The organism is Nocardioides sp., from assembly GCF_035547795.1.
GTDB lineage: Bacteria > Actinomycetota > Actinomycetes > Propionibacteriales > Nocardioidaceae > Nocardioides.
On the sequence record NZ_DASZUF010000163.1, the window covers coordinates 1 to 21,200 of the forward strand.

Annotated in this window: 19 protein-coding genes; 6 read left to right on the top strand and 13 right to left on the bottom strand. The window is 71.5% G+C overall.

Translation table 11 applies throughout. The annotated features are described in order from the left end of the window. Positions 1-12 precede the first annotated feature (12 nt). Positions 13-354, bottom strand: coding sequence for a DUF6912 family protein (locus VHA72_RS11025; RefSeq protein ID WP_325575142.1), 342 nt, complete (start codon positions 352-354; stop codon positions 13-15). Further along, positions 351-1,790 carry a WS/DGAT/MGAT family O-acyltransferase gene (locus VHA72_RS11030; protein ID WP_325575143.1) on the bottom strand — a complete coding sequence of 480 codons (1,440 nt, stop codon included), beginning with the start codon at positions 1,788-1,790 and terminating at the stop codon, positions 351-353. Before VHA72_RS11030 ends, VHA72_RS11025 begins: the two co-directional genes overlap by 4 nt. A 53-nt stretch (positions 1,791-1,843) precedes the next feature. Between VHA72_RS11030 and VHA72_RS11035 the strand changes: the two genes are divergently transcribed. Then, positions 1,844-2,206 carry a hypothetical protein gene (locus VHA72_RS11035; RefSeq protein ID WP_325575144.1) on the top strand — a complete coding sequence of 121 codons (363 nt, stop codon included), beginning with the start codon at positions 1,844-1,846 and terminating at the stop codon, positions 2,204-2,206. A 3-nt stretch (positions 2,207-2,209) separates the two neighbouring features. Next, a complete protein-coding gene (locus VHA72_RS11040; RefSeq protein WP_325575145.1) occupies positions 2,210-3,574 on the top strand; it encodes a hypothetical protein in 1,365 nt (454 codons plus the stop codon). Here the strand turns inward: VHA72_RS11040 and VHA72_RS11045 are convergent. Both VHA72_RS11045 and VHA72_RS11050 read right to left on the bottom strand, forming a co-directional pair. Then, positions 3,537-4,745: a CpaE/TadZ family protein gene (locus VHA72_RS11045; RefSeq protein WP_325575147.1), complete on the bottom strand. Its 1,209-nt coding sequence runs from the start codon at positions 4,743-4,745 to the stop codon at positions 3,537-3,539. The genes VHA72_RS11040 and VHA72_RS11045 overlap by 38 nt on opposite strands. Then, a complete protein-coding gene (locus VHA72_RS11050) occupies positions 4,742-5,467 on the bottom strand; it encodes a hypothetical protein (protein ID WP_325575149.1) in 726 nt (241 codons plus the stop codon). The genes VHA72_RS11045 and VHA72_RS11050 overlap by 4 nt, the downstream gene beginning before the upstream one ends. A gap of 110 nt (positions 5,468-5,577) precedes the next feature. Between VHA72_RS11050 and VHA72_RS11055 the strand changes: the two genes are divergently transcribed. After that, entirely contained in the window at positions 5,578-5,823 is a 246-nt protein-coding gene (locus VHA72_RS11055) for a helix-turn-helix domain-containing protein (RefSeq protein ID WP_325575151.1), read from the top strand. Here VHA72_RS11055 and VHA72_RS11060 read toward each other — a convergent pair whose 3' ends face one another. Beyond that, a complete protein-coding gene (locus tag VHA72_RS11060) occupies positions 5,824-6,291 on the bottom strand; it encodes an anti-sigma factor family protein (RefSeq protein WP_325575153.1) in 468 nt (155 codons plus the stop codon). Then, the gene (gene sigE, locus VHA72_RS11065) at positions 6,288-6,863 is read right to left on the bottom strand and encodes an RNA polymerase sigma factor SigE (RefSeq protein WP_325575155.1); all 576 of its coding nucleotides are present in this window, start codon (positions 6,861-6,863) and stop codon (positions 6,288-6,290) included. The genes VHA72_RS11060 and sigE overlap by 4 nt, the downstream gene beginning before the upstream one ends. 135 nt (positions 6,864-6,998) lie before the next feature. Between sigE and VHA72_RS11070 the strand changes: the two genes are divergently transcribed. Further along, positions 6,999-7,655: an O-methyltransferase gene (locus tag VHA72_RS11070; protein WP_325575157.1), complete on the top strand. Its 657-nt coding sequence runs from the start codon at positions 6,999-7,001 to the stop codon at positions 7,653-7,655. An 88-nt stretch (positions 7,656-7,743) separates the two neighbouring features. Here VHA72_RS11070 and VHA72_RS11075 read toward each other — a convergent pair whose 3' ends face one another. From VHA72_RS11075 to dapE, 7 genes are all read right to left on the bottom strand, one after another. Continuing rightward, positions 7,744-9,273, bottom strand: a complete 1,530-nt coding sequence (locus VHA72_RS11075; RefSeq protein WP_325575159.1) for a leucyl aminopeptidase — start codon at positions 9,271-9,273, stop codon at positions 7,744-7,746. Between the two features lie 2 nt (positions 9,274-9,275). Beyond that, the gene (locus VHA72_RS11080; protein ID WP_082574674.1) at positions 9,276-9,443 is read right to left on the bottom strand and encodes a DUF3117 domain-containing protein; all 168 of its coding nucleotides are present in this window, start codon (positions 9,441-9,443) and stop codon (positions 9,276-9,278) included. A 70-nt stretch (positions 9,444-9,513) separates the two neighbouring features. Beyond that, on the bottom strand, positions 9,514-10,266 hold the full coding sequence (locus VHA72_RS11085; RefSeq protein WP_325575161.1) for a M14 family zinc carboxypeptidase: 753 nt from the start codon (positions 10,264-10,266) through the stop codon (positions 9,514-9,516). Positions 10,267-10,269: 3 nt separating this feature from the next. Further along, positions 10,270-10,680, bottom strand: a complete 411-nt coding sequence (locus VHA72_RS11090) for a hypothetical protein (RefSeq protein ID WP_325575163.1) — start codon at positions 10,678-10,680, stop codon at positions 10,270-10,272. Continuing rightward, positions 10,677-10,970, bottom strand: a complete 294-nt coding sequence (locus VHA72_RS11095; RefSeq protein WP_325575165.1) for a DivIVA domain-containing protein — start codon at positions 10,968-10,970, stop codon at positions 10,677-10,679. Before VHA72_RS11095 ends, VHA72_RS11090 begins: the two co-directional genes overlap by 4 nt. After that, complete coding sequence (locus VHA72_RS11100; protein WP_325575167.1) at positions 10,967-11,695, bottom strand: LOG family protein; 729 nt, start codon at positions 11,693-11,695, stop codon at positions 10,967-10,969. The genes VHA72_RS11095 and VHA72_RS11100 overlap by 4 nt, the downstream gene beginning before the upstream one ends. Further along, positions 11,692-12,762: a succinyl-diaminopimelate desuccinylase gene (gene dapE, locus VHA72_RS11105; RefSeq protein WP_325575168.1), complete on the bottom strand. Its 1,071-nt coding sequence runs from the start codon at positions 12,760-12,762 to the stop codon at positions 11,692-11,694. The genes VHA72_RS11100 and dapE overlap by 4 nt, the downstream gene beginning before the upstream one ends. Before the next feature lie 317 nt (positions 12,763-13,079). Here dapE and VHA72_RS11110 point away from each other — a divergent pair, with 317 nt between their 5' ends. After that, positions 13,080-19,178 carry a putative Ig domain-containing protein gene (locus VHA72_RS11110; RefSeq protein WP_325575169.1) on the top strand — a complete coding sequence of 2,033 codons (6,099 nt, stop codon included), beginning with the start codon at positions 13,080-13,082 and terminating at the stop codon, positions 19,176-19,178. A 29-nt stretch (positions 19,179-19,207) separates the two neighbouring features. Further along, entirely contained in the window at positions 19,208-21,178 is a 1,971-nt protein-coding gene (locus tag VHA72_RS11115; RefSeq protein WP_325575170.1) for a phospholipase C, read from the top strand. Positions 21,179-21,200: the final 22 nt, after the last annotated feature.

The window sequence follows — 21,200 nt, forward strand, 5'->3', positions numbered from 1 at the left end:
AAAGGTGACCTCTCAACGCAGGAGGTCGGGGACTTCCTGGGTCGCGAACCAGCCGAGGTCCTCGTCGGGGTCGGCGCCCGGCGCTCGGTCGACCGGGTCGGCGTGGACGGCCACCACGTCGGACCAGTCCGCCGGCGCGTAGCCGGAGTCGACCACCACGACCACCCGGCGGCCTGGCGCGCCGCCGAGCAGCTCCGTCGAGGCGTCGGCGGCCGACATCAGCGCGGCGTACTCGCCCTCCTCGGTCTCGTCGGGCGCCTCGAAGCCCTCGGCGAGCGCGTCTCCGGGGACCAGCCCCTCGGCGTGCCAGCGGGCCAGCGACGCGACGGTCGCGGGGACGTAGACGCGGGTCACGAGTCCTCCTGGGTACGGCGACGGCCACGTGGCGCCTGCCGGCGGCCGCCGGTGACGGTGTCGACCAGCTCGTCGAGCGCCTCCAGCAGGCACTGGCCGAGCACCTCGGCGTCGGGCACCAGGTCGCGGTCGGCGGTGATCCCGAAGAACACCCGCCCGTCGTAGGACGTCACGCCGATCGCGAGCGCCTGTCCGGGCAGCAGCGGGTTGACCGGGTAGCTCGCCACCAGCGTGGCCCCGGCGGCGTACCGCGGCGTCTGCGGGCCCGGCACGTTCGTCACGCTGAGCTGGAACCCGTGTGGGTCCGCGGCGGCCGCGACCCGCGACCCGACCGCGTGGAAGGTCGTCGGCGCGAAGCCGGTGATCCCGGCCAAGTGGGCCGCCGAGACCGCCCGACCGGTCTGCTTGTGCGTCTCGAAGGAGTAGGAGACCTGGTGCAGCCGCACCACCGGACTCGGCTCCCCGACCGGCAGGTCGACGTAGTGGGCGGTGATCGGCGCCCCCAGCGACGTGGTCTCGAGCTGCTCGTCGTTGACGCTGATCGGCACCAGCGCACGGACCTGTCGCAGCCCGGAGAGCGACTCCGCGCGGGTCATCAGCCAGCCGCGCAGGCCGCCGGCGACGACCGCCAGGATGACGTCGTTCACACTGCCGCCGTGGGTGTCGCGGACCCGACGGTAGTCGGCCAGCGAGGTCTCCAGGGTGACGATGAGGCGTTGCTGGGACAGATGACCCGAGAGCGGCGTCTCCCGGTCGGGGCGACGGCCGGAGAGCGCCTCGGCGATCGCCAGCCCGCGGCTGGCCAGGCCGGTGGCCAGCCGCAGCAGGGTGCCGCCGGTGCGCTGCGCGGTCGAGGAGAGCGTGTCGACGTCGGTCAGCGAGTCCTTCACCGCGCCGATGACCAGCGAGGTGCCGGAGGCGTGCCGCGGGTTCCAGGCGTCCTCGGCCAGCGGCTTGGCCTCCGGGTTGACGTCGAGGAGGAGCTGGCCGAGGTCCACGGTGTCGACGCCGTCGACCAGCGCCTGGTGCACCTTGGTCAGCAACGCGACCCGGCCGCCGGCCAGCCCCTCGACGTAGTAGATCTCCCACAACGGGCGGCTGCGATCCAGCGGGCGCGAGACGATCCGACCGACCAGGTCGCGCAGCTGCGCGAGGCTGCCGGGGCGCGGTACGGCGCTGCGCCGCACGTGGTACTCGAGGTCGAAGCGCTCGTCGTCCACCCAGACCGGGTTGGCCAGCCGGCCGGGCACGACCTGGACCCGCTGCCGGTAGCGCGGCACGAACGAGAGCCGGTCCGCGACGAGGGTGACCAGGGTGTCGTAGTCGAAGCCGCTCTCCCCCGGATCGAGGATCTCGATGCTGGCCAGCTGGTGCGGCGCGGTCGCCGTCTCCTGCGTCAGGAAGGCCAGGTCACGCGCGGAAAGCCGGTCGTGCACGAGCGCACCCCCTTCTCAGCCGCCTCTTTGTTTGTCATGGGATTCTGGCAGACATGCGACGACTGGTGGCGATCCTGGCAGCGCTCCTCGGGATGGCGGGTCTTCTGGCCGGTTGCGGTGGCTCCTCGTCCGGTTCGAACACCGCGAGCAAGACGAAGGTCATCCACATCACCTTCAGCGGCTCCTCGGTCACGCCCAACGGCGCGCGGGTCGACGTCAAGGTCGGGCAGAAGGTCGAGTTCGTCGTCAAGGCCGACACCGCGGGGCAGATCCACGTGCACTCCTCGCCGGAGAAGCAGCTGGACTACAACGCCGGCACCACCGAGATCCAGGTCGGCTCCTTCGCCCAGCCGGGGCTGATCGAGGTGGAGTCGCACGCCCTCGACAAGACCATCGTCCAGCTCCAGGTCCAGTGACCCGTGGGCGGTGACTACTCCCCCCTCGCACATGGCATCGGGGGCCGGCAGGACCTGCCGGTCCCGCTCGAGACAGCCATCGTCGCCGCCGTCGCGGCCCTGATCGTCAGCTTCGTCGTCCTCGCCTGGACGGTACGGCGCCACGACGCCTCCGACGAGCCCATGCCCGTCTCGCCGGTGCGCGAGCGACCGGTCCCGCGGGTGGAGCGGCTGGTCGACTCCACCGCCTGGCGAGTCGGCCTGCGCACCGTCGGGATGCTGCTGTTCGCCTACACCGTCATGGTCGGCGTCTTCGGCCAGGACCTGGAGATCAATCCGATCTTCGGCATCTTCTACGTGTGGTGGTGGGTCGGCCTGGTGCCGTTCTCGCTGGTCTTCGGGCCGGCGTGGAAGGCGATCAGCCCGGTGCGCACCATCAATGCCGGCATCAACGTCCTGCGCGGGGACGACCGCGGCCTCTACGAGTACGACGAGAAGCGCTTCGGCTACTGGCCCGCGGCCTTCGGGCTGCTCGCCTTCGCCTGGATGGAGCTGGTCTACCCGCACAACTCCTACCTCGGCCCGGTCCGGCTCTGGTGCGCGATCTACGTCGCGGCGATGCTCATCGGCGGCCAGTTGTGGGGCACCCGGTTCTACGCGAACGCCGACCCGTTCGAGGTCTACTCCTCCCTCGTCGCTCGGCTCTCGGTGTGGGGTCGCAACGCGGCCGGCCGGCTCGTCGTACGCAGCCCGCTGACCAACCTCGACACCACCCTGCGGCCGCACACCGGCCTGGTGGCGGTGGTCTCGGTGCTGTTCGGCACCATCGTCTTCGACTCGTTCCGGGACTCCATCCCGTGGCTGAAGTTCACCCAGAACAACGGCTTCATCACCAGCCACTCGTGGGCGCCGTACACGGTCAACAACCTCGCGCTGTTCGTCTTCCCCCTGGCGGTGGCCGGCTTCTTCTGCGCCGGCACCATGCTCACCGGCGTCGGTGACGACCTGGACCGCCGGCGGCTGCCGGTGCTGCTCGCGCCGGCGGTGGTCCCGATCGTGGCCGGCTACGTGGTGGCGCACTACATGAGCTACTGGTGGGAGGGCGGCCAGGCCACGCTGCAGCAGGTCAGCGACCCGTTCAGCAACGGTGGGAACTGGTTCGGCACCGCGAACCTGAAGATCAACTACTTCTTCGCCTACCACCCCACCCTGCTGGCCGACCTCAAGGTGCTCTCGGTCGTGATCGGGCACGTGCTGGGCGTCATCTCCTCGCACAAGCGGGCCATCGCGGTGCTGCCGCGCAAGCACATGATCACCGGCCAGATCCCTCTGCTGGTGACGATGGTCGGCTTCACCGTCGGCGGGCTCTACCTGCTGTTCGCTGCGTAGGGTCGCCCCAGGACTGCCGCACCAGCGCCGCGACCGCCTTGGCGAGCGGCCCCTCGGGCGCCGCCTCGAGCAGCGTTCGACCACTGACCAGCGCCCGGTCGACGCCAGGACGGTCGTCGGGTGTGAAGTGCAGCCCGACCGGGCCGACCAGGCCGGCGATCATCGCGGCGACCTCGCGCTCGCTCCAGCCCAGGCTGGAGCGCATCCGGTTGACCACCACCCGCACCGGGGCCGCCGGGAGCCGGTCACGCAGGTCGACCAGGCCACGAGCCAGCCGGGTGAGGCCGACCGGGTCGGCGGAGCCGACCACCAGCACCTCGTCGGCGGCCTCCAGCGCCTCCAAGGTCAGCTGGTTGCGCCCGGCGCGTACGCCGGGGTCGGCCGGCTCCTCCAGGCTGAACCCGGTGTCCACCACGACGTCGCCGACGCCGACGGCCTCGCCGAGCAGATCGGTCAGCACGCCGGCGCGGACCTCCTGCCACCGGTCTGGTCGGGGCAGGCCGGTCAGCACCGCCAGGCCGGGGCCGAGGGTGCGGGCGGTGCCGGACAGGCCGGCGCGGTTGGCCGCGAGCAGGCCGGAGACCTCGTCGAGGATCCCGAGTTGCTGGGCGATGCTGCCGCCGTATGGATCGGCGTCGACCAGCAACACCGGCCGACCGGCCCGGGCCAGCTCGGCCGCTACCGCGGCGGCGATGGTGCTCCGGCCCGGTGCGCCCGCCGGGCCCCACACCGCCAGGACCCGGCCGCGGTCGGACCGCTCGGCGCGCGCTTGCGTCGCGGTGCCAGGCGCCGCCGGGGCCGCCACCGCGTCCGGGGCGGCGATCGCCTCGGCGAGCTCGGTCAGGTCGTCCTCGACCACGAGCCGGCCGATGCCCACCCGGGCGGCGCCGGTGCGGGCCGCCTCGGCCCGGGCACCCGCCGGCAGGACGCCAACCACCCGCACGCCGTGCCGGTAGAGCAGGTCGACGGCGCGGGCGTCCAGCCCCGGTACGTCGAGGGCCACCACCGCGGCCTCCGCCTGCCCCGACGACGCGGCCGCGAGCAGGTCGTCGACGTCGACGCAGCGACGCAGCAGCACCAGACCGGGACCGCGCTCGAGCACACCCAGAGCGGTGCCCTCCCAAGCCGCGCCCGCGGCCAGCACCAGCACGGGTGTCAGCGTGGCCGTCATCGCCGTAGCACGACTGTCAGCGCCGGGTCGTCGGCCTGGGCCATCAGACCGAAGAACGCCTGCACCTGCCTCTCGGGCACGGCCACGGTCAGCTGGCGCCTGGTCTGGGCGCTGCCGAAGCCCTGGTCGGGGTGCGGTGCCGCCACCACCGTGACGGCGTCCAGGGCGGGCGAGACGGCGCCGGCCGAGTCGGAGGCGGCGTCGGCCGGGCTCCCGACGACGTACACGTCGACGACCGAGCCGGTGCCCACCGCCGGCGGCACCTGCGCCGGATCGACCGCGAGCGGGACCTGGACGGTGCCCGCGGTGGTGGTGCCGACGGCGCTGCGCGGCAGCAGTTCCCCCCGCCCCACGCCGCGGACCAGCTCCAGCCGGTCCGGCAGGGCGTCGTCGGCGCGGTAGTAGCCGGCCAGGTCGCCCGCCGAGTCGAATCTGACCCGGTGCACGACCAGGTCGGCGCGGGTCAGCACCGCGCCGCTGCCCTCGTCGGCCCGGACCGCCCACACCGCGACGGTGTCGTCGGCCGACCCGAGGACGCGGGCGCCGGCCACCACGCAGCCGGCCACGATGGCGACGCCCAGCCACAGCCGCGGATCTCGCCATCCGGGCCGGCTGGCCCGGACCGCGGGTGGGGCGGACGGCGGCGCGGGCGCTGCCGGGCCGGGCGCTGCCGGGCCGGGCGGCGAGGTGTGTGTGGAAAGGTTCCCGAGAGTGCGTGCCACCTTGGCATCATGACCGCGGCCGTCGCCGGCGTAAACCACCTTCGGCGGTTATCCACAGGCAGCGCACGCGTGCGGCCCGAGGCGCTGGAACGGGATGGGATCATGGGCGCATGCCGGGGACCCCACGCTTCCTGACCCTCGCCGACGTCGCGGAGACCCTCAACACGTCGGCCGCCCAGGTCTACGCCCTCGTTCGCCGCGGCGAGCTACCCGCGATCAAGATCGGCGGCCGCGGCCAGTGGCGGGTGGAGAGCTCGGCGCTGGAGGACTACATCCAACACCTCTACGCCGAGACCAAGGCGTTCGTCGCCGAGCACCCGTTCATCGAGACCGCAGAGAACGACCTCGAGGTCTGATCAGGGAGCGGGCTTGCGCACCGTCGCGACGACGGGCGTGGGCGTCACCGAGCTGAGCGAGGCCGCGGGCAGCGGCGTCGTCGGCGCCGACGCGGGCGCGGCTCCGAACGCGAGTACCCCCATCACCGCCGCGCCCACGGCGCTGCCGCCGAGGGCGGCGAGCCCGAGGGCACGCCTGTTGGACCGAGCCGGGGCGGCATGGCCGTGCAGCTCGGCGTGGAAGCCGAAGAAGACGTCGCCGGGCGCGCCGAGCAGCGAGCCCTTCAGCGACTCGGGCGCGCCGGCGGTCGGGTCGTAGCTCAGCCCGGCGAGCCGGCGCTTGAGCCAGCCCTCGCGCTCGACCTGGTCGCGGCAGGCATGGCAGGAGTGCACGTGCGCCCAGGCGCGCTCGGCGTCCTCGTCGCTCAGCTGGCCGTCGAGCAGCGCGCTCGCCCGGTCGCCCAGGTGCGCACCCCAGCCACCGATCACGACGCCCCGCCCCAGAGCACCTTGGGACCGGAGTGGCGCAGCCGGCCACCGGTCGGGGCGCGGTGAGCGAGCGCCTTGCGCAGCATCGCGCGGCCGCGGTGGATCCGGGACCGGACCGTGCCGATCTTGGCGTCGAGGATCTCGGCGATCTCCTCATACGACAGGCCCTCGACGTCGCAGAGCACGACCGCGGCGCGGAAGTCCGGCGGCAGCGTGGCCAGGGCCCGCTCGATGTCGTCGTCGAAGCGCTGGTCGGCGTACGCCGCGTCGGGCGTCGGGGCGCTCGACGTCAGCCGGGCCGCACGCTCCTCGGAGAGGGCGTCGAAGCGGATCCGCTGCTTGCGCCGCGCCTGGTCGAGGAAGAGGTTGGTGGTGATCCGATGCAGCCAGCCCTCGAACGTGCCGGGGGTGAAGGAGTCCAGCGAGCGGAAGACCCGGACGAAGACCTCCTGGGTGAGGTCCTCGGCGTCGTGCCGGTTGCCGGTCAGCCGGTAGGCAAGCCGGTAGACGCGGTCGGAGTGCCGCTCGACGATCTCGTCCCACGACGGGACCGCCTGCGTCGGTGCGCTCATCTCATGTCTCCTGACCATCGCCGAACCTTCGCCTCCACCGTAGGCAGGCGTGCTGAAAGGTTCCTGTGACATTCCAACGAAGTTCGCACCGCGTGCGTTCCCGGCCAGGGCACCGGATCGGGATAGGTTCTGACCATGGCTTCCTATCCGCCACCCGCTGCCGCTACCTGGAACTTCGCGGAGGGCTACGTCGCCGAGGACGACGTACTCGCGGCCGCCCGCGCCCGTGCCGAGGAGGTCGGCGTGGTCCCGATCGGCCCCGGCGGCGGTGCCGCGCTGCGCTTCCTGGCCTCGGTCCTGGACGCCCGTGCGGTCGTGGAGATCGGCACCGGCACCGGGGTCTCGGGGCTGTGGCTGCTGCGCGGCATGCGCGCCGACGGCGTGCTGACCACCGTGGACGTCGAGACCGAGCACCAGCGGCTCGCCCGGCAGACCTTCACCGAGGCCGGGATCCCCACTCAGCGGGCCCGGACGATCGCCGGCGCTGCCCTCGACGTACTCCCCCGGCTGACCGACGGCCACTACGACATCGTCTTCTGCGACGGCGACAAGACCGAGTACGCCGCCTATCTCACCGAGGCGCTGCGGCTGCTGCGGCCCGGTGGCGTGGTGGCCTTCGACAACGCCCTGTGGCACGACCGCGTCGCCGACCCGGCCCGGCGCGACCCCGAGACGGTCGCGATCCGTGAGCTGGATCGGACCGTGGCCGAGCACGACGGACTGGTTCCGCTGCTGCTGCCGGTCGGCGACGGCCTGCTGGTGGCGAAGAAGGAGTGGATCCCCGAGGCCTGACCGCGAGTCGTGGGTTTCGCACCCGCGAATCGTCCCTTTCGCACCTCGAGTCCGGGCTGAAATCCCCTACTCAAGGGGGCGAAATCCCCTACTCGACGCGGATGCCCTGGAGCGGGTCGTCGCTGCCCAGCCAGGTGAGCAGCAGGCGGGCGCCGAAGCCGGTCGGGCCCTTGGTCCACTCGAACCGCTCCTCGGGCGCGTCGCCGATCGAGGCCACGTCTAGGTGCAGCCAGGGCAGGTCCCCGACGAAGTGCTGCAGGAACAGCGCCGCGGTGATCGCGCCGGGGCCGCCGGGGCCGTTGTCGGCGTCGGCCACGGTCGAGGCGAGCTTGTCCTCGTAGCCGGCGAACAGCGGCATCCGCCAGACCTCCTCGCCGGAGACCTGTGAGGCCCGGTCGACCTGTGTCGCGAGCGCGTCGCGGTTGGCGAAGTAGCCGCCCAGGTGCTGGCCGAGCGCTACCTTCATCGCACCGGTCAAGGTGGCCACGTCGACCAGGACGTCGGGCTTGATCCGCTCCACCGCGTAGGCGAGGCCGTCGGCGAGCACCAGCCTGCCCTCGGCGTCGGTGTTGGTCACCTCGCTGGTGCGGCCGCCGTAGTGACGCACCACGTCGCCGGGGCGCAGCGCGCTGCCGGAGACGGCGTTCTCGGCGGCCGGAATGAGGCCGACGACCCTGACCGGGCAGCCGACCTGCGCCAGCGCGGCCATGGTGGCGATCACCACGGCGCCGCCGGTCATGTCGCGCTTCATCGTGGTCATCGCCTGGCCGGGCTTGATCGAGAGCCCGCCGGTGTCGAAGGTGATGCCCTTGCCGACGAGTACGACGGTGGGCGTCCTCCGGCCAGCCTTGGCCGGCGTGTAGTCGAGCCGGATCAGTCGCGGCGGCGTCGCCGAGCCCTGGCCCACGCCGATGATCCCGCCGAAGCCCTCCGCGGCCAGCTGGTGTTCGTCCCAGACCTTCGCCTCCAGGCCGGCCTCGGCGGCCGCTGCCACCGCCTGCTCGGCCAGCCAGGCGGGGCTCTTCAGGTTCGCGGGCACCGTCGCCAGGAAGCGGGCCCGCCAGCCGGCGTGGGCGATCGCCTCGGCGCGGGCCAGGGCGTCGCCGTACTCCTCCGGCGCGATGTCGGCGAGGGTGACCGTGCCGACCGCCTGCCAGGCCGGACCGGTGGAGCGCCAGTTGAAGTCGAAGGAGCCGAGCACCGCGCCGGCGACGAACGCCTCCAGCGCGTACGAGGGCTCCAGCGCCGGGATGGAGGTCGCGACGCTCCCGATGTCGCGGGTGGCGCGGGCGAGTGCCGCGCCGGCCCGCCGGAAGTCGTCGCGGCGCTGGGCGCCGACGCCGACCAGCAGGATGCGGCGCAGCGGGCCCCGACCCGCGGGAACGGGCACGGCGACGATCTCACCGGCCTTGCCGGTGGCACGCTCGCTCTCGAGCACGCCGATCAGGTCGAAGCGCTCGTCGAGCGCGACGGCACCCGGACCGAGGACGAGCGCGGCCTCGCCCTCCGCCGGCTCCACCGGGAGTGCGACGACCTCGGCCTCGAGGGCCTCGGGCGCCAGCGGCGAGAGGACGAAGCGGGGCGGGATGACCTGGGGTGGCAGCGTGGGGGCGGCCACGGTCAGCCGACGACGTCCTTGAGTGCGTCGCCGAGAGCGCCTGCCTCCTCGGCGTTCAGCTCCACGACGAGGCGACCGCCACCCTCGAGCGGGACTCGCATGACGATCCCGCGACCTTCCTTGGTGACCTCCAGCGGACCGTCCCCGGTCCGCGGCTTCATCGCCGCCATGCGTGGCACCTCTTCCCTTCGGTGGCGTTGTGTCCGCGCACCATTATCCCCTATCGACCTCGTATCCGTCTCAGCGACGACCACCGAAGAGCCGCAGCAGCGCCCGGGGCGCCTGCACGCGCAGGGTGTGCGAGGACGGGTGCGCCGGGTACTCGACGGTGATCGCCGTGCCCGGGAAGTGCGCCTCGAACCACTGCGTCATGGTGCCGCCGCACACCCCGCCGCAGGTGACGTGGGAGACCGGCAGGTGCAGCGCGCGGGAGACCTTGTGGGAGAAGCCCGGCCGCCGGCTGTCGAGGTCGACGCCGTCCAGCGGCTGGTGGAAGCTGATCACCCGGTCGGGTCTGATCCTCTTCAGGAACCGCATCATCGCGCGAGTCTCCGGCTCGCTGGCCGGCTTCGGACCCGACCCGTAATGGCCGGTGGTGTGGACCCAGTGGGTCGGGAAGTTGCGGTTGAGGTCGACGCCGCGGGCGTTCTGCCGGGTGTTGGCGTGCAGCCCGTCCGGGTTCATCACCGGGACCACCCACAGATCGATGCCGTGGATCCGCTTGCCGTCGCGCAGCGCCTCGGGGATCTGCTGGATCTGCCGCTCGTTGCCGTGCATCGTGCTCACGATCAGGACGGTCGGGATGCCGGGGCCCTTCTCGCCCAGTTCGTAGGCCGCGATCGGCCGGTGCCAAACCGAGTGGCCGATCACCACCCGGTGCACGACGGCGGGCCGCTTCGCCCGCGCCGCTGGCACTGCGCCGTACGACGGCGTCGCCGTGAGCGCGAGCGCGGTCAGGATGCTGGTGAGAACTGCGCCGAGTCGCAGGGTCACGGGCTACACCTTCTGCGTCAGGTACGCCCAGGTCATGATGACCACGCAGACCACCATGCCGCCGTGGGCGAGGATCGAGAGCCAGGGGCCTTGCGACCACCGGTCCGGGCCGCCGACACCGGCATGACGCCCCACCCGCCTGCCGCGAGCGGCCGGCCGGCGCCAGCGCGCCAGGATCAGCAGCCCCACGATAGCCACCAGCCACCAGAATCCGAGCCCGACCACGCCGACCAGGTCGCCGCCGGCCGTGCTGCTCGCCGGCGCCGCCAGGAACGTGCCCCAGACCACCACGCCGAGCACCCCGAGGATCAGGTGCCAGCGCACCGTGCCGCCGGCGCGGCCGCGCAGTCGTAGCCAGGTCAGGGCGACGATGAGAGCGGCCAGGACGGTGACGGCGACGACGAGCGCCGTCACTCGGGGCGCTCCCCGGTGGGCTCGCCGGAGTGCTCCGTGGCCTGCTCCCGAGCCGCCAGCTCACCGGCGAGCCGGGCCAGCAGGGCATCGACCTCGGCCATCCGGTAGCCGCGCAGGGCGAGCGGGAAGCGGACCGCCCGCAGGTCGGCGGCGCGCAGCGGTCGGTCGGCGGGCACCAGCGCATCGGGCCTGTCGTCGTACGCCTCCTGCAGGGGTGTGCCCCGGCCGGCGGCGACCATCGCGATGCCACCCATGGCCAGCACGATCAGGATGGCGAACAGCCACATCATCGGCCGTCCCTCGCCTTCACCATCAGCTCGACGGCCTCGTCGACGTCGTCGGTCAGGGTGAGCATGTCGACGTCCTCGGAGTTGATCCGGCCGTCGGGCAGCATGGTGGTGCGCATCCACTCCACCAGGCCCTCCCAGTGCTCGACGCCCATCAGCACGATCGGGAAGCGGGTGACCTTCTCGGTCTGCACCAGCGTCATCGCCTCGAACAGCTCGTCGAGGGTGCCGACGCCGCCGGGCAGCACGATGTAGCCCTGGGCGTACTTGACGAACATCGTCTTGCGGACGAAGAAGTAGCGGAAGTTGAGCGGCAGATTGACGTAGGGGTTGAGTGCCGCCTCCCAGGGCAGCTCGATGCCGAGCCCGACGCTGATGCCGTCCGCCTCGACGGCGCCCTTGTTGGCCGCCTCCATCGCGCCGGGGCCGCCACCGGTGATGACCGCGAAGCCGGCCCGGGCGAGCGCCGACCCCACCTTGATCCCCATCTCGTACGACGGGTCGTCGGGCTTGATCCGGGCGCTGCCGAAGACCGTGATCGCGGGGCCGAGCTCGGCGAGATCGTTGAAGCCCTCGACGAACTCCGCCTGGATCTTCATCACCCGCCAGGGGTCGGTGTGCACCCACTGGCCGGGGCCGCGGCTGTCGAGGAGCCGCTGGTCGTTGGTGCTCCCCCAGCCGTCGCTCTCCGGGCGGACGCCGTGGGGGCCGTTCCGCATGGCGTTCATGCCCGCAGCCACTCCTTCAGCACGTGCTCGCACTCCGTCAACTGTGCGGTAGGAACGTACTCCTCCCGCCTGTGCGCGAGCAGTGGGTCCCCCGGGCCGTAGTTGACCGCCGGCACGCCGAGCACGGTGAAGCGGGCCACGTCGGTCCAGCCGAACTTCGGGCCCACCTCGGCGCCGACCGCCTCCAGGAACGCCTTCGCCGCGGGCCGGTCCAGGCCGGGCCGGGCGCCCGGGGCGCTGTCGGTGACGGTGACGTCGTACGGCGCGAAGAACTCGCGCAGGAACGCCTCCGCCTCCTCCTCGGTGCGGTCCGGAGCGAACCGGTAGTTGACCGTCAGCACGCACTCGTCGGGGATGACGTTGCCGGCCACCCCGCCGCTGACGAAGACCGCGTTGAGTCCCTCGTGATAGGTCAGCCCGTCGATCACCGGCTGCCGCGGCTCGTGCGCCTCCAGCCGGCGCAGCAGCTCGCCGGCACGGTGGATGGCGTTGACGCCGGTCCACGAGCGGGCGCTGTGGGCGCGCTCCCCCGGCACCCTGACCTCGACCCGCATGGTGCCCTGGCAGCCGGCCTCGACACCGGCGTTGCTGGGCTCCATCAGGATCGCGAGGTCCGCCTCGAGCAGATGCGGGTGCGACTCGGCGAGCTTGCGCAGGCCGTTGTGCTCGCTGGCCACCTCCTCGCCGTCGTAGAAGACGAAGGTGACGTCGCGCCGGTAGCTGCCCAGCGCGGCGGTCTTGAGCATGACGGCGATGCCGCCCTTCATGTCACAGGCGCCGAGCCCGAAGAGCTTGCCCATCTCGACGTAGGCCAGCAGGTTGTCGTTCTCCGGAACGGTGTCCAGATGGCCCGCGATGATCACGCGCTCGGGGTGGCCCGACTCGGTGCGCGCCACGACGGTGTTGCCGAAGCGCTCGACCCGCAGGTGGGACAGGTCGCGAAGCGCTGCCTCGACGGAGTCGGCGAGCGGCCCCTCACGGTGGCTGACCGACTCGATGTTCACCAAAGCCATGGTCAGCGAGACGACGTCGAGGGACACAGGGAGCGGGACGGACAACTCGTTCACGGCACAAGCCTCTCAGGCCGACGAGGGGACCAAGGATGTCAGGTCGCGGGCCCCCGGCGTCGGCCGTTCGAGTGGCGCCTTGCGGGGCGGCCCGGATCGACACGATTTCGACGGACGACGGGTGTCTCGGGTTCAGTATCTCGACGTCGAGAATTTACCCAGCGCTGCCAGATTCCGAGGGCTTCATCCCGTCCTCCCGCTGGCCATCGGTTGCCCGCCGGTCGACTCCTCACCCACTCGAAAGGCTCACGGTGGCACTGAACCTGCGTTTGAAGACGAGGCGCGGCCTCACGGCCGTTGTGGCCGCGGCGGCGACGATGGCAGCGACGATGACGACGGTGATGACGGCGATGACCGCGACCAGCGCTCGCGCCGCCGATCCGACTCCGCCCGACCACCTGGTCATCGCGGCGGTGTGGGGCGCCAACTCGGACTCCGCTCAGTGGACGAACGACTGGATCGAGCTCTACAACCCGACCGATACGGACATCGCGCTCGGCACCGTCACCAGTGCGACCACGGTCGCGGCGAACTACTCGCTCTGCTACCGCGGCAACACCGCCACCACCCAGAAGTGTTCGAGCAACGTGCAGCTGTCGGGCACCGTGAAGGCACACCACTACTTCTTCGTCTGGTACGCGAACGCACACTCGCCGGCCGACGACGGAACCATCCCTGCCGGCTTCACGCCCGACCTGGACGCCGCCGTCGCGACCGCTGCCAACGGCGGCCAGCAGGGCAGCAACATGGGTGGCTGCAACACCGGCGGCCAGGTGCTCTTGCTCGACCCGAACGCGAGTGGCGCCAGCGACGCGCCGAGCTTCAAGGGCGACCTCTCCTCGGCGACCGCGAAGGCCGACGGCGTAGTCGACGGGGTCGGCTGGACGAAGGCCAGCACCACCCAGCCGGATGCGGCGGAGACCAACGGCGCCACCCCCATCGCCGGTTTCGACTCGGGGACCACCAACGGATGCGTCATCGCCCGCAACTTCACCGACGGCGTCCCGGTCGACACCGACACGAACCGCACCGACTTCTCGGCCGTCGCCCCGGCCGACTTCACCATCCACTCGCAGATCAGCGACCACGTGGCGGTGGCGCCGATCGACGACGCCGAGATCAGCCGCAACGAGGACATGACGCCCATCCACGTGCAGGGCCAGAAGGGCACCGGTGCGCTGTCCTACGCTGCCGAGGGCCTGCCCGACGGCGTCAGCATCGACCCGAGCACCGGCATCATCAGCGGCACCCCCGCGGCGACCGACGAGCTCAAGGCCTACCCCGTCACGGTCACCGTCACCGACTCGTCGCCGACCGGACCCGAGACGGCCACCACGTCCTTCACCCTCACGGTGAGCAACGAACTGCGCGTCGACCCGGTGGCGAACGTCTCCGTCCACAAGGGCGCCGACCTCACCCCGATCCAGGTGAGCGCCCACGGCGGCACCCCGGACTACACCTACGCCGCCACCGGTCTGCCGGACGGCGTCAGCATCGACCCGAGCACGGGCATCATCAGCGGCACCCCGACCGACACCGTCGGTCACTACAGCGTGCACGTGACCGTCACCGACAGCGGCGTGGGCGCCGCCGCCCAGTCGGCCTCGGTCGACTTCACCCTCGTCGAGCAGCCGAAGACCACCCCGCCGGCCGACGACGACCCGCTTGCCGGCCTCAAGATCAACGAGGTCAAGACCACCGGTACGCCGGCGAACGACTGGGTCGAGCTCTACAACACCGGCGCCGCGATCACCGCAGCCTCGGTGAACCTCGTCACCAGCGCCGGCGACTCCTACCGGGTGCCCACCCAGGACATCGCCGCCGGCGGCTACGTCGTCGTCGACGGCGCCGATCTCGATGCCGCCGGCCTCGACCTGGCCGACAGCGACACCCTCGACCTCACCGAGGCCGACGACACCGTCCTGGACGAGACGTCATGGACGTCGCCCGCGTCGACCTCGTGGGCGCGCTACCCCGACGGCACCGGGGACTTCGCCGTCTCCCAGCACGCCACCAAGGGCGAGGCCAACGCCCACCCGGCGTCGCTGACCTCCGACCACCTCGTCATCTCCGAGGTCAACGGCGACCAGAGCGGTGTGTACGACAACAACTGGTTCGAGCTCTACAACCCGACGGACGAGCCGATCTCGCTGGGCACCCTCGACACCTCGACGACGCCCGCGACGGTCCACCCGAACTACTACATGTGCTACGCATCCGCAGGCGGCCAGACCTGCACGGCGCCGTACCAGCTGTACGGGACCGTCTACCCGCACCACCACTTCCTGGTGGCGATCTACGACGCCGGCAGCACCACGCTGCCGTCGCTGCCGGCCGGCGTGACGCCCGACATCGACTTCGGCTCGACCGACGCCGCCGTCAACCCCTCTCAGCAGGCGGCCAAGAACATCGGTGGCTACTCCACCGGTGGACAGTTCCTGCTGCTCGACGCCTCGGTGGACACCACCGGCGTGTACCCGACGGCCGCGAACGACACGGCCGCGAACGACGCCGACTTCGCGGCCCCCGGCCACGTCACCTGGGCGCTGCCCAACGGCAACCTCGCCGACCCCAGCGTCAACCCGTCGCCGATCGTGGACGCCATGGGCTTCTCGAAGACCGGCACGGCCAACGCCGCGGGTGCTGAAGGCAGGACCGGCAGCGCGATCTGCGCCCCCGACGGCAGCAACGCCGACAGCTGCGTCCACTCCGCGCCCGTCCTGGACGCCGCGCACTGGGACGAGCGCATCTTCAAGCAGGGCATCCCCCAGGACACGAACGACAACGCCGCCGACTTCATCGTGAGCCAGCGCGACCCGATCTCGCAGTCGAGCGAGCACGTGGTCATCGCGCCGGTGAGCAACGCCGAGATCTCGGTCAACGAGTCGATGAACCCGATCAAGGTCAAGGCCACCAAGGTGTGGGCCCCACTGACCTACTCCGCCACCGGCCTTCCCGCCGGTGTCTCCATCGACCCGAGCACCGGCGTCATCAGCGGCACCCCGGACTCCTCCGACGACCTCGGGGACTACCCCGTCACCGTCACCGTCACCGACGGAGTGCCGAGCGACACCGCCACGACGACCTTCACCCTGACGCTGAGCAAAGTGCTGCGTCTGGACCCGATCGCGGACGTCTCCGTGCACGAGGACTCGGCCCTCACCGACATCCACGTGGCCGCCCACGGCGGCACTCCGGGCTACACCTACGCGGCCGCCGGCCTGCCGGTCGGCGTGACGATCGACCCGAGCACCGGCGTCATCAGCGGCACCCCGAGCGACGCCCTCGGGCACTACAGCGTGCACGTGACCGTGGGCGACAGCGCCGTGGGCGATGCCCAGGCGACCGTCTCCCAGGACTTCACCTTCGTCGAGCTTCCGCCGGTGGGCGCTCCCGCCGCGGACGATCCCCTTGCCGGCCTGACCATCAACGAGGTCGAGGCCACCGGTACGCCGGCGAAAGACTGGGTCGAGCTCTACAACACCGGCGCCGACCTGACCGGCGCCTCGCTCACCCTCGAGAACAGCGCGGGTGACACCTACCAGGTGCCCACCCAGGACATCGCCGCCCACCGGTACGTCGTCGTCGACGGCGCCGACCTCGCCGCCACCGGCTTCGACCTCGCCGCCAGCGACACGCTCTACCTGACCGAGACCGACGACGACACCCTCCTCGACCAGACCACCTGGACGTCGTTCGCGCCGACCTCGTGGGCGCGCACCACCGACGGCTCCGGCAGCTTCGGCGTCTCGGGCTGGGCCACCAAGGGCGAGGCGAACTCGGGCGCCCCGAAGATCGACCCCAACGACCTGCTGATCTCCGAGGTCAACTACGACAACAACTCCACCGACTACTACGAGTACAGCGAGATCACCAACACCACCGACCACCCGATCGACTTCGCGGCGTACGACCTCACGCTCACCAAGAGCGGCGCCGCCATGACGCTGCACGACCCGTCGGACACCTCGGGGAGCTCGCCGCTGGTCGACCCGGTGATCCCGGCCCACGGCACCCAGCTCTTCTGGTGGGACGAGAACCAGTACCTCGGCGTCAAGACCACCGCTCAGTTCCTCGCGAACTACGGGCTGCCCGCGTCCACGCCGGTGGTCCTGGTCCAGGGCTTCTCGTCGCTGGCCAACTCCGGCGGCGACCACAGCTACTACCTGTCGGTGAACACCGGCGGCAGCACCCTGGTCTCCCGGGCCTACGTCGACACCCCGTGTGCCGCCAACACGCTCAACGGGTCGGCGGTCTGCACGGCCACCAACGGCAACTACGCCGAGCACTACCAGATCCCCACCGACCGCACCGACCCGGACGCGGCGGTCTGGTACAACTCGCTGCACAGCCAGGGTGACGACATCAACTACTCCCTGAAGTCGGCGCTCAGCAGCCCCGGCACCGTCGACCTCGAGCAGCTCGGCTTCACCCGAGCCGTGACCCTCGGCCACGCCACCGGCGCCTCCGTGGAGCTCGACAACGGCTCGGACGCGACCGTGGACCTCTCGGGCTATGTGCTCCAGACCAAGGACGGATCCACCTACACGTTCCCAGCCGACACCTCCGTGGCGAGCAAGGACTCCTTGACGGTCAGCGCTGCCACCTCCGGGCTGAACGTCAGTGACGGCAACTACGTCGAGCTGCTGGCGCCCCAGGGCTACGACTACACCGACGGCCTCGGCCTCATCGACACCACTGGTCCGCTCCTCCAGGCGGTGCCGTACGGCAAGGACTCCGGTGGCGCCCCGGTGATCGACGAGACCACCGGACTGCCGCTGCCCCCGGCCGGCGGCCTCTACCGCCCGGCGGGCGTCTCGGCGAACAACGGCACGGTCTACGTCTCCAACACCGGCGACAACGTGTTCGCCTCGTTGACCGACGGCTCGCTCACCACGGTGGCCGGCTCGCTCGCCGGCTACGGCGACGTCGGCGACGAGGGCGATGCGACCGACGCCCTGCTGTACCAGCCCGGCGGCACCGCCGAGGACGCCCACGGCGACATCTTCATCGCCGACAGCGGCGACAACGTGATCCGCGAGATCACGCCGGACGGCACGATCCACCGCTTCGCGGGCACGGGCGCCGCCGGTGGCGACGCCGCGACGGTCACCTCGACCAGCACGCCGCTCACCGTCAACCTCTGGCACCCCGACGGCGTGGCGGTCGACAGCGCCGGCAACGTGTTCATCGCCGACACCTTCGACAACCGCATCCTCGAGGTCACCACGGCCGGCACGATCACGGTCGTCGCCGGCACCGGCAAGGGCGGGTACACCGGTGACGGCGCGGCCGCCACCAGCGCGAGGCTCGCGCTGCCCGCCGGGGTCGCGGTGGACGCCGAGGACGACGTCTACATCGCCGACTCGGCGAACAACGTGGTCCGTCGCGTGGACGCCGGGACGGGCGTGATCACCACCGTGGCGGGCGACTACGCCGCCGCGGTGGCGACCAACGACTGCCTCGGCGGCTACGCCGGCGACGGCGGCCCGGCGACCTCGGCCCTGCTCAACGACCCGCAGGGGGTCGCCCTCGACGGCGCCGGCGACCTGTTCATCGCCGACACGTTCAACAACGCGATCCGTGAGGTCACGCCGGACGGCACGATCTCGACCCTGGTGAACGTCGGGGGCATCGCCGGCGCCGAGAACCTCAGCCCGGTCGCCAGCGGCACCTTCCCGGCCAGCACCAGGCTGAACACGCCCTACGCCGTGGCGGTCGACCCTGTCACCGACGTGCTCTACCTGGCCGACACGCGCAACAGCGCCATCGCCAAGGTCCTGCACGTGGGACACGCCGGCGACGCCTCGGGTCCGCTCGAGCCCGCCGACCAGGTCGCGGTGACCGGCTCCGGCATCGCCGCCGGGGTCTGTGCCGCGGCCACGAACGGGCCCGTCACCGTCAAGACCGCGCCGGCCATCACGGGCACGCCCGCCGTGGGTTCGACCCTGACGGCCAACCCGGGCACCTGGACGCCGACTCCGGACTCGTTCAGCTACCAGTGGCTGCGCGACGGTGTGGCCATCGCCGGTGCGACGAAGGCGACCTACGCGGTGACGGCTGCCGACGGCGGCCACGTCCTGACCGTCTCGGTGACAGCGGTCAAGGAGGACTTCGCCTCGACCAGCGCCACCTCGGCGCCGGTGAGCGTCCCGGCACCGAGCACCGGGCCCGGCGCGGGGACGTCGCCGAACCCGGCCCTGCAGCACGCCAAGGCGAAGCTCGCCAAGCACCAGCGGGCGCTGCACAAGGACAAGTCGGCGAAGAAGAAGGCGATGAAGGTCCTCCGGTCCAAGCACGCCTCGCGGGCGGCCAAGGCCAAGGCGCACCAAAAGATCGCCCACCTGAAGAAGAAGATCCACCGGCTCAAGAAGAAGGTCAAGGCCGACAAACATGCCATCCGATCCGCCAGCTGACCGGCCCACCGAAGGACGAAGGACACTCCATGACTGACAACACCAGCTCCTCGCTCGGAGTCGCCCGCGTCTCGCGGCGTACGGTCATCGCCGGCGCCGCGGCGGTCGCCGGCGCGGCCGGCATGTCCGGTCTCCTGCCGACCCGCCTCGCCGCTGCGGCGGCGGCCGCGGAGCCGACCTCGTTCGACCTGTCGAAGATCAAGCACGTGGTCTACGTGATGCAGGAGAACCGCTCCTTCGACCACTACTTCGGCACCTTCCCCGGCGTGCGCGGGTTCGACGACCCGACCGCGATGACGCTGCCCAACGGCAACTCGGTCTTCAAGCAGCCCGACCCCGCCAACCCGGCCGGCTATCTGGAGCCGTTCCACATGGACACCGCGAACACCGGCGCGGCCGCGGTCCCCTCGCTGTCCCATGACTGGCGCGACCAGCACGCGTCGTGGAACAAGGGCGCGATGGACGGGTGGCTGCACACTCACCTGGCGTCGGACGGCGACACCAAGGGCTCGTACACGATGGGCTACATGACCCAGGCCGACATCCCGTTCCACTGGGCTCTGGCGGAGAACTTCACCCTGCTCGACAACTACCACTGCTCGGTGATGGGTCCGACCTACCCCAACCGGGCGATCTGGATGTCGGGCACCAACGACCCGCAGGGCCAGCAGGGCGGTCCGATCCTGGAGACGGTCAAGCCCAACGCCCTCGGCTGGAAGTCGGCCGCCGAGGTGCTCTACGACGCCGGCTACACCGTGAAGACCTACACCAGCTCGGGCTCGTACAACTACTTCAGCTGGTGGGCGAGCTTCGCGAACAAGACCGTCCCCACCGAGCTCTACAACATGGTGATGACCACCGGCACGCTCTTCGGCGACGGTACGCCGGGCGGTCTCGGCGACCCGACCAACCCGACCAAGGCGACCACCCCGTACCTCGGCTTCGAGGAGGACTGCGCGAACGGCACCCTGGCGGACGTGACCTGGCTCTTCCCGGACGGCCCCTACGCCTCGGACGAGCACCCGCCGAACACGCCCGCCGCCGGCGCGTACTTCCTGGCCTCCAAGCTCGAGGCACTCGCCGCGAACGAGGAGCTGTGGAACTCCACGGTCTTCATCATCAACTACGACGAGAACGACGGCTTCTTCGATCACGTGCCGCCGCCGGTCCCGGACGCCGACACCTATCCGGAGGAGTACGTCTCGCTTCCGTCCCCGCGAGGCACCCCCGGCGGCGGCCTGCCCGTCGGAGCGGGCTTCCGGGTGCCGTGCATCGTCATCTCCCCCTGGACGGTCGGCGGCCACATCTACTCGCAGGTCGCCGACCACACCTCGCCGCTGCAGCTCATCGAGGCCGTCACCGCCGCCGGCGGACTCGATGAAGGCACGCCCACCAACGGCCTGAGCAGCAAACAGCCGGTGACCTTCGAGGCGATCACGCCCTGGCGCCGGGCGACCTTCGACGACCTGGCCGGCGTCTTCCAGAACGAGGCGCTCGATCCCCCGGCGAGCGCCGAGTTCGACGCCGACGCGCGCGAGGCCAACTACGAGGCCCAGCTGGCCGCCTCGAAGCTGGCGATGCCGAAGCGCCCCGGTGCCAGCCAGACGACGCCGCACCAGGACCCGGTGACGACGTCGGCAGGCGGCTCCGCCGGCACCCACCAGGCCGGCCAGCCGGCCGCGGCTGCCCTGGCCCCCTATCAACCGGCGGCCGTGGTCAGCCGGGTGCAGGTCACCCACGTGGTCCCGCACGGGCACCGGGCGGAGCTGGTGGTGGTCGGTGGCAAGTCCGGCACCGCCGTGGTGGTGCGCAACGCACGCGGCAAGGTGGTGGTCCGCGGGCACGTCCGCCCCGGCGGCCGGTCCTCGGTCAAGATCCCCACCGAGCACCTCGCGTCCGGGCATCACCGGTTCACCGTCATGTACGTCGACCGCGACGGCACCCACCACACCAAGAACGTGCGGATCGTGATCAGAGCCAAGCACCACGCCACGCACTGACGGCACGGCCGACCGAGGAGCG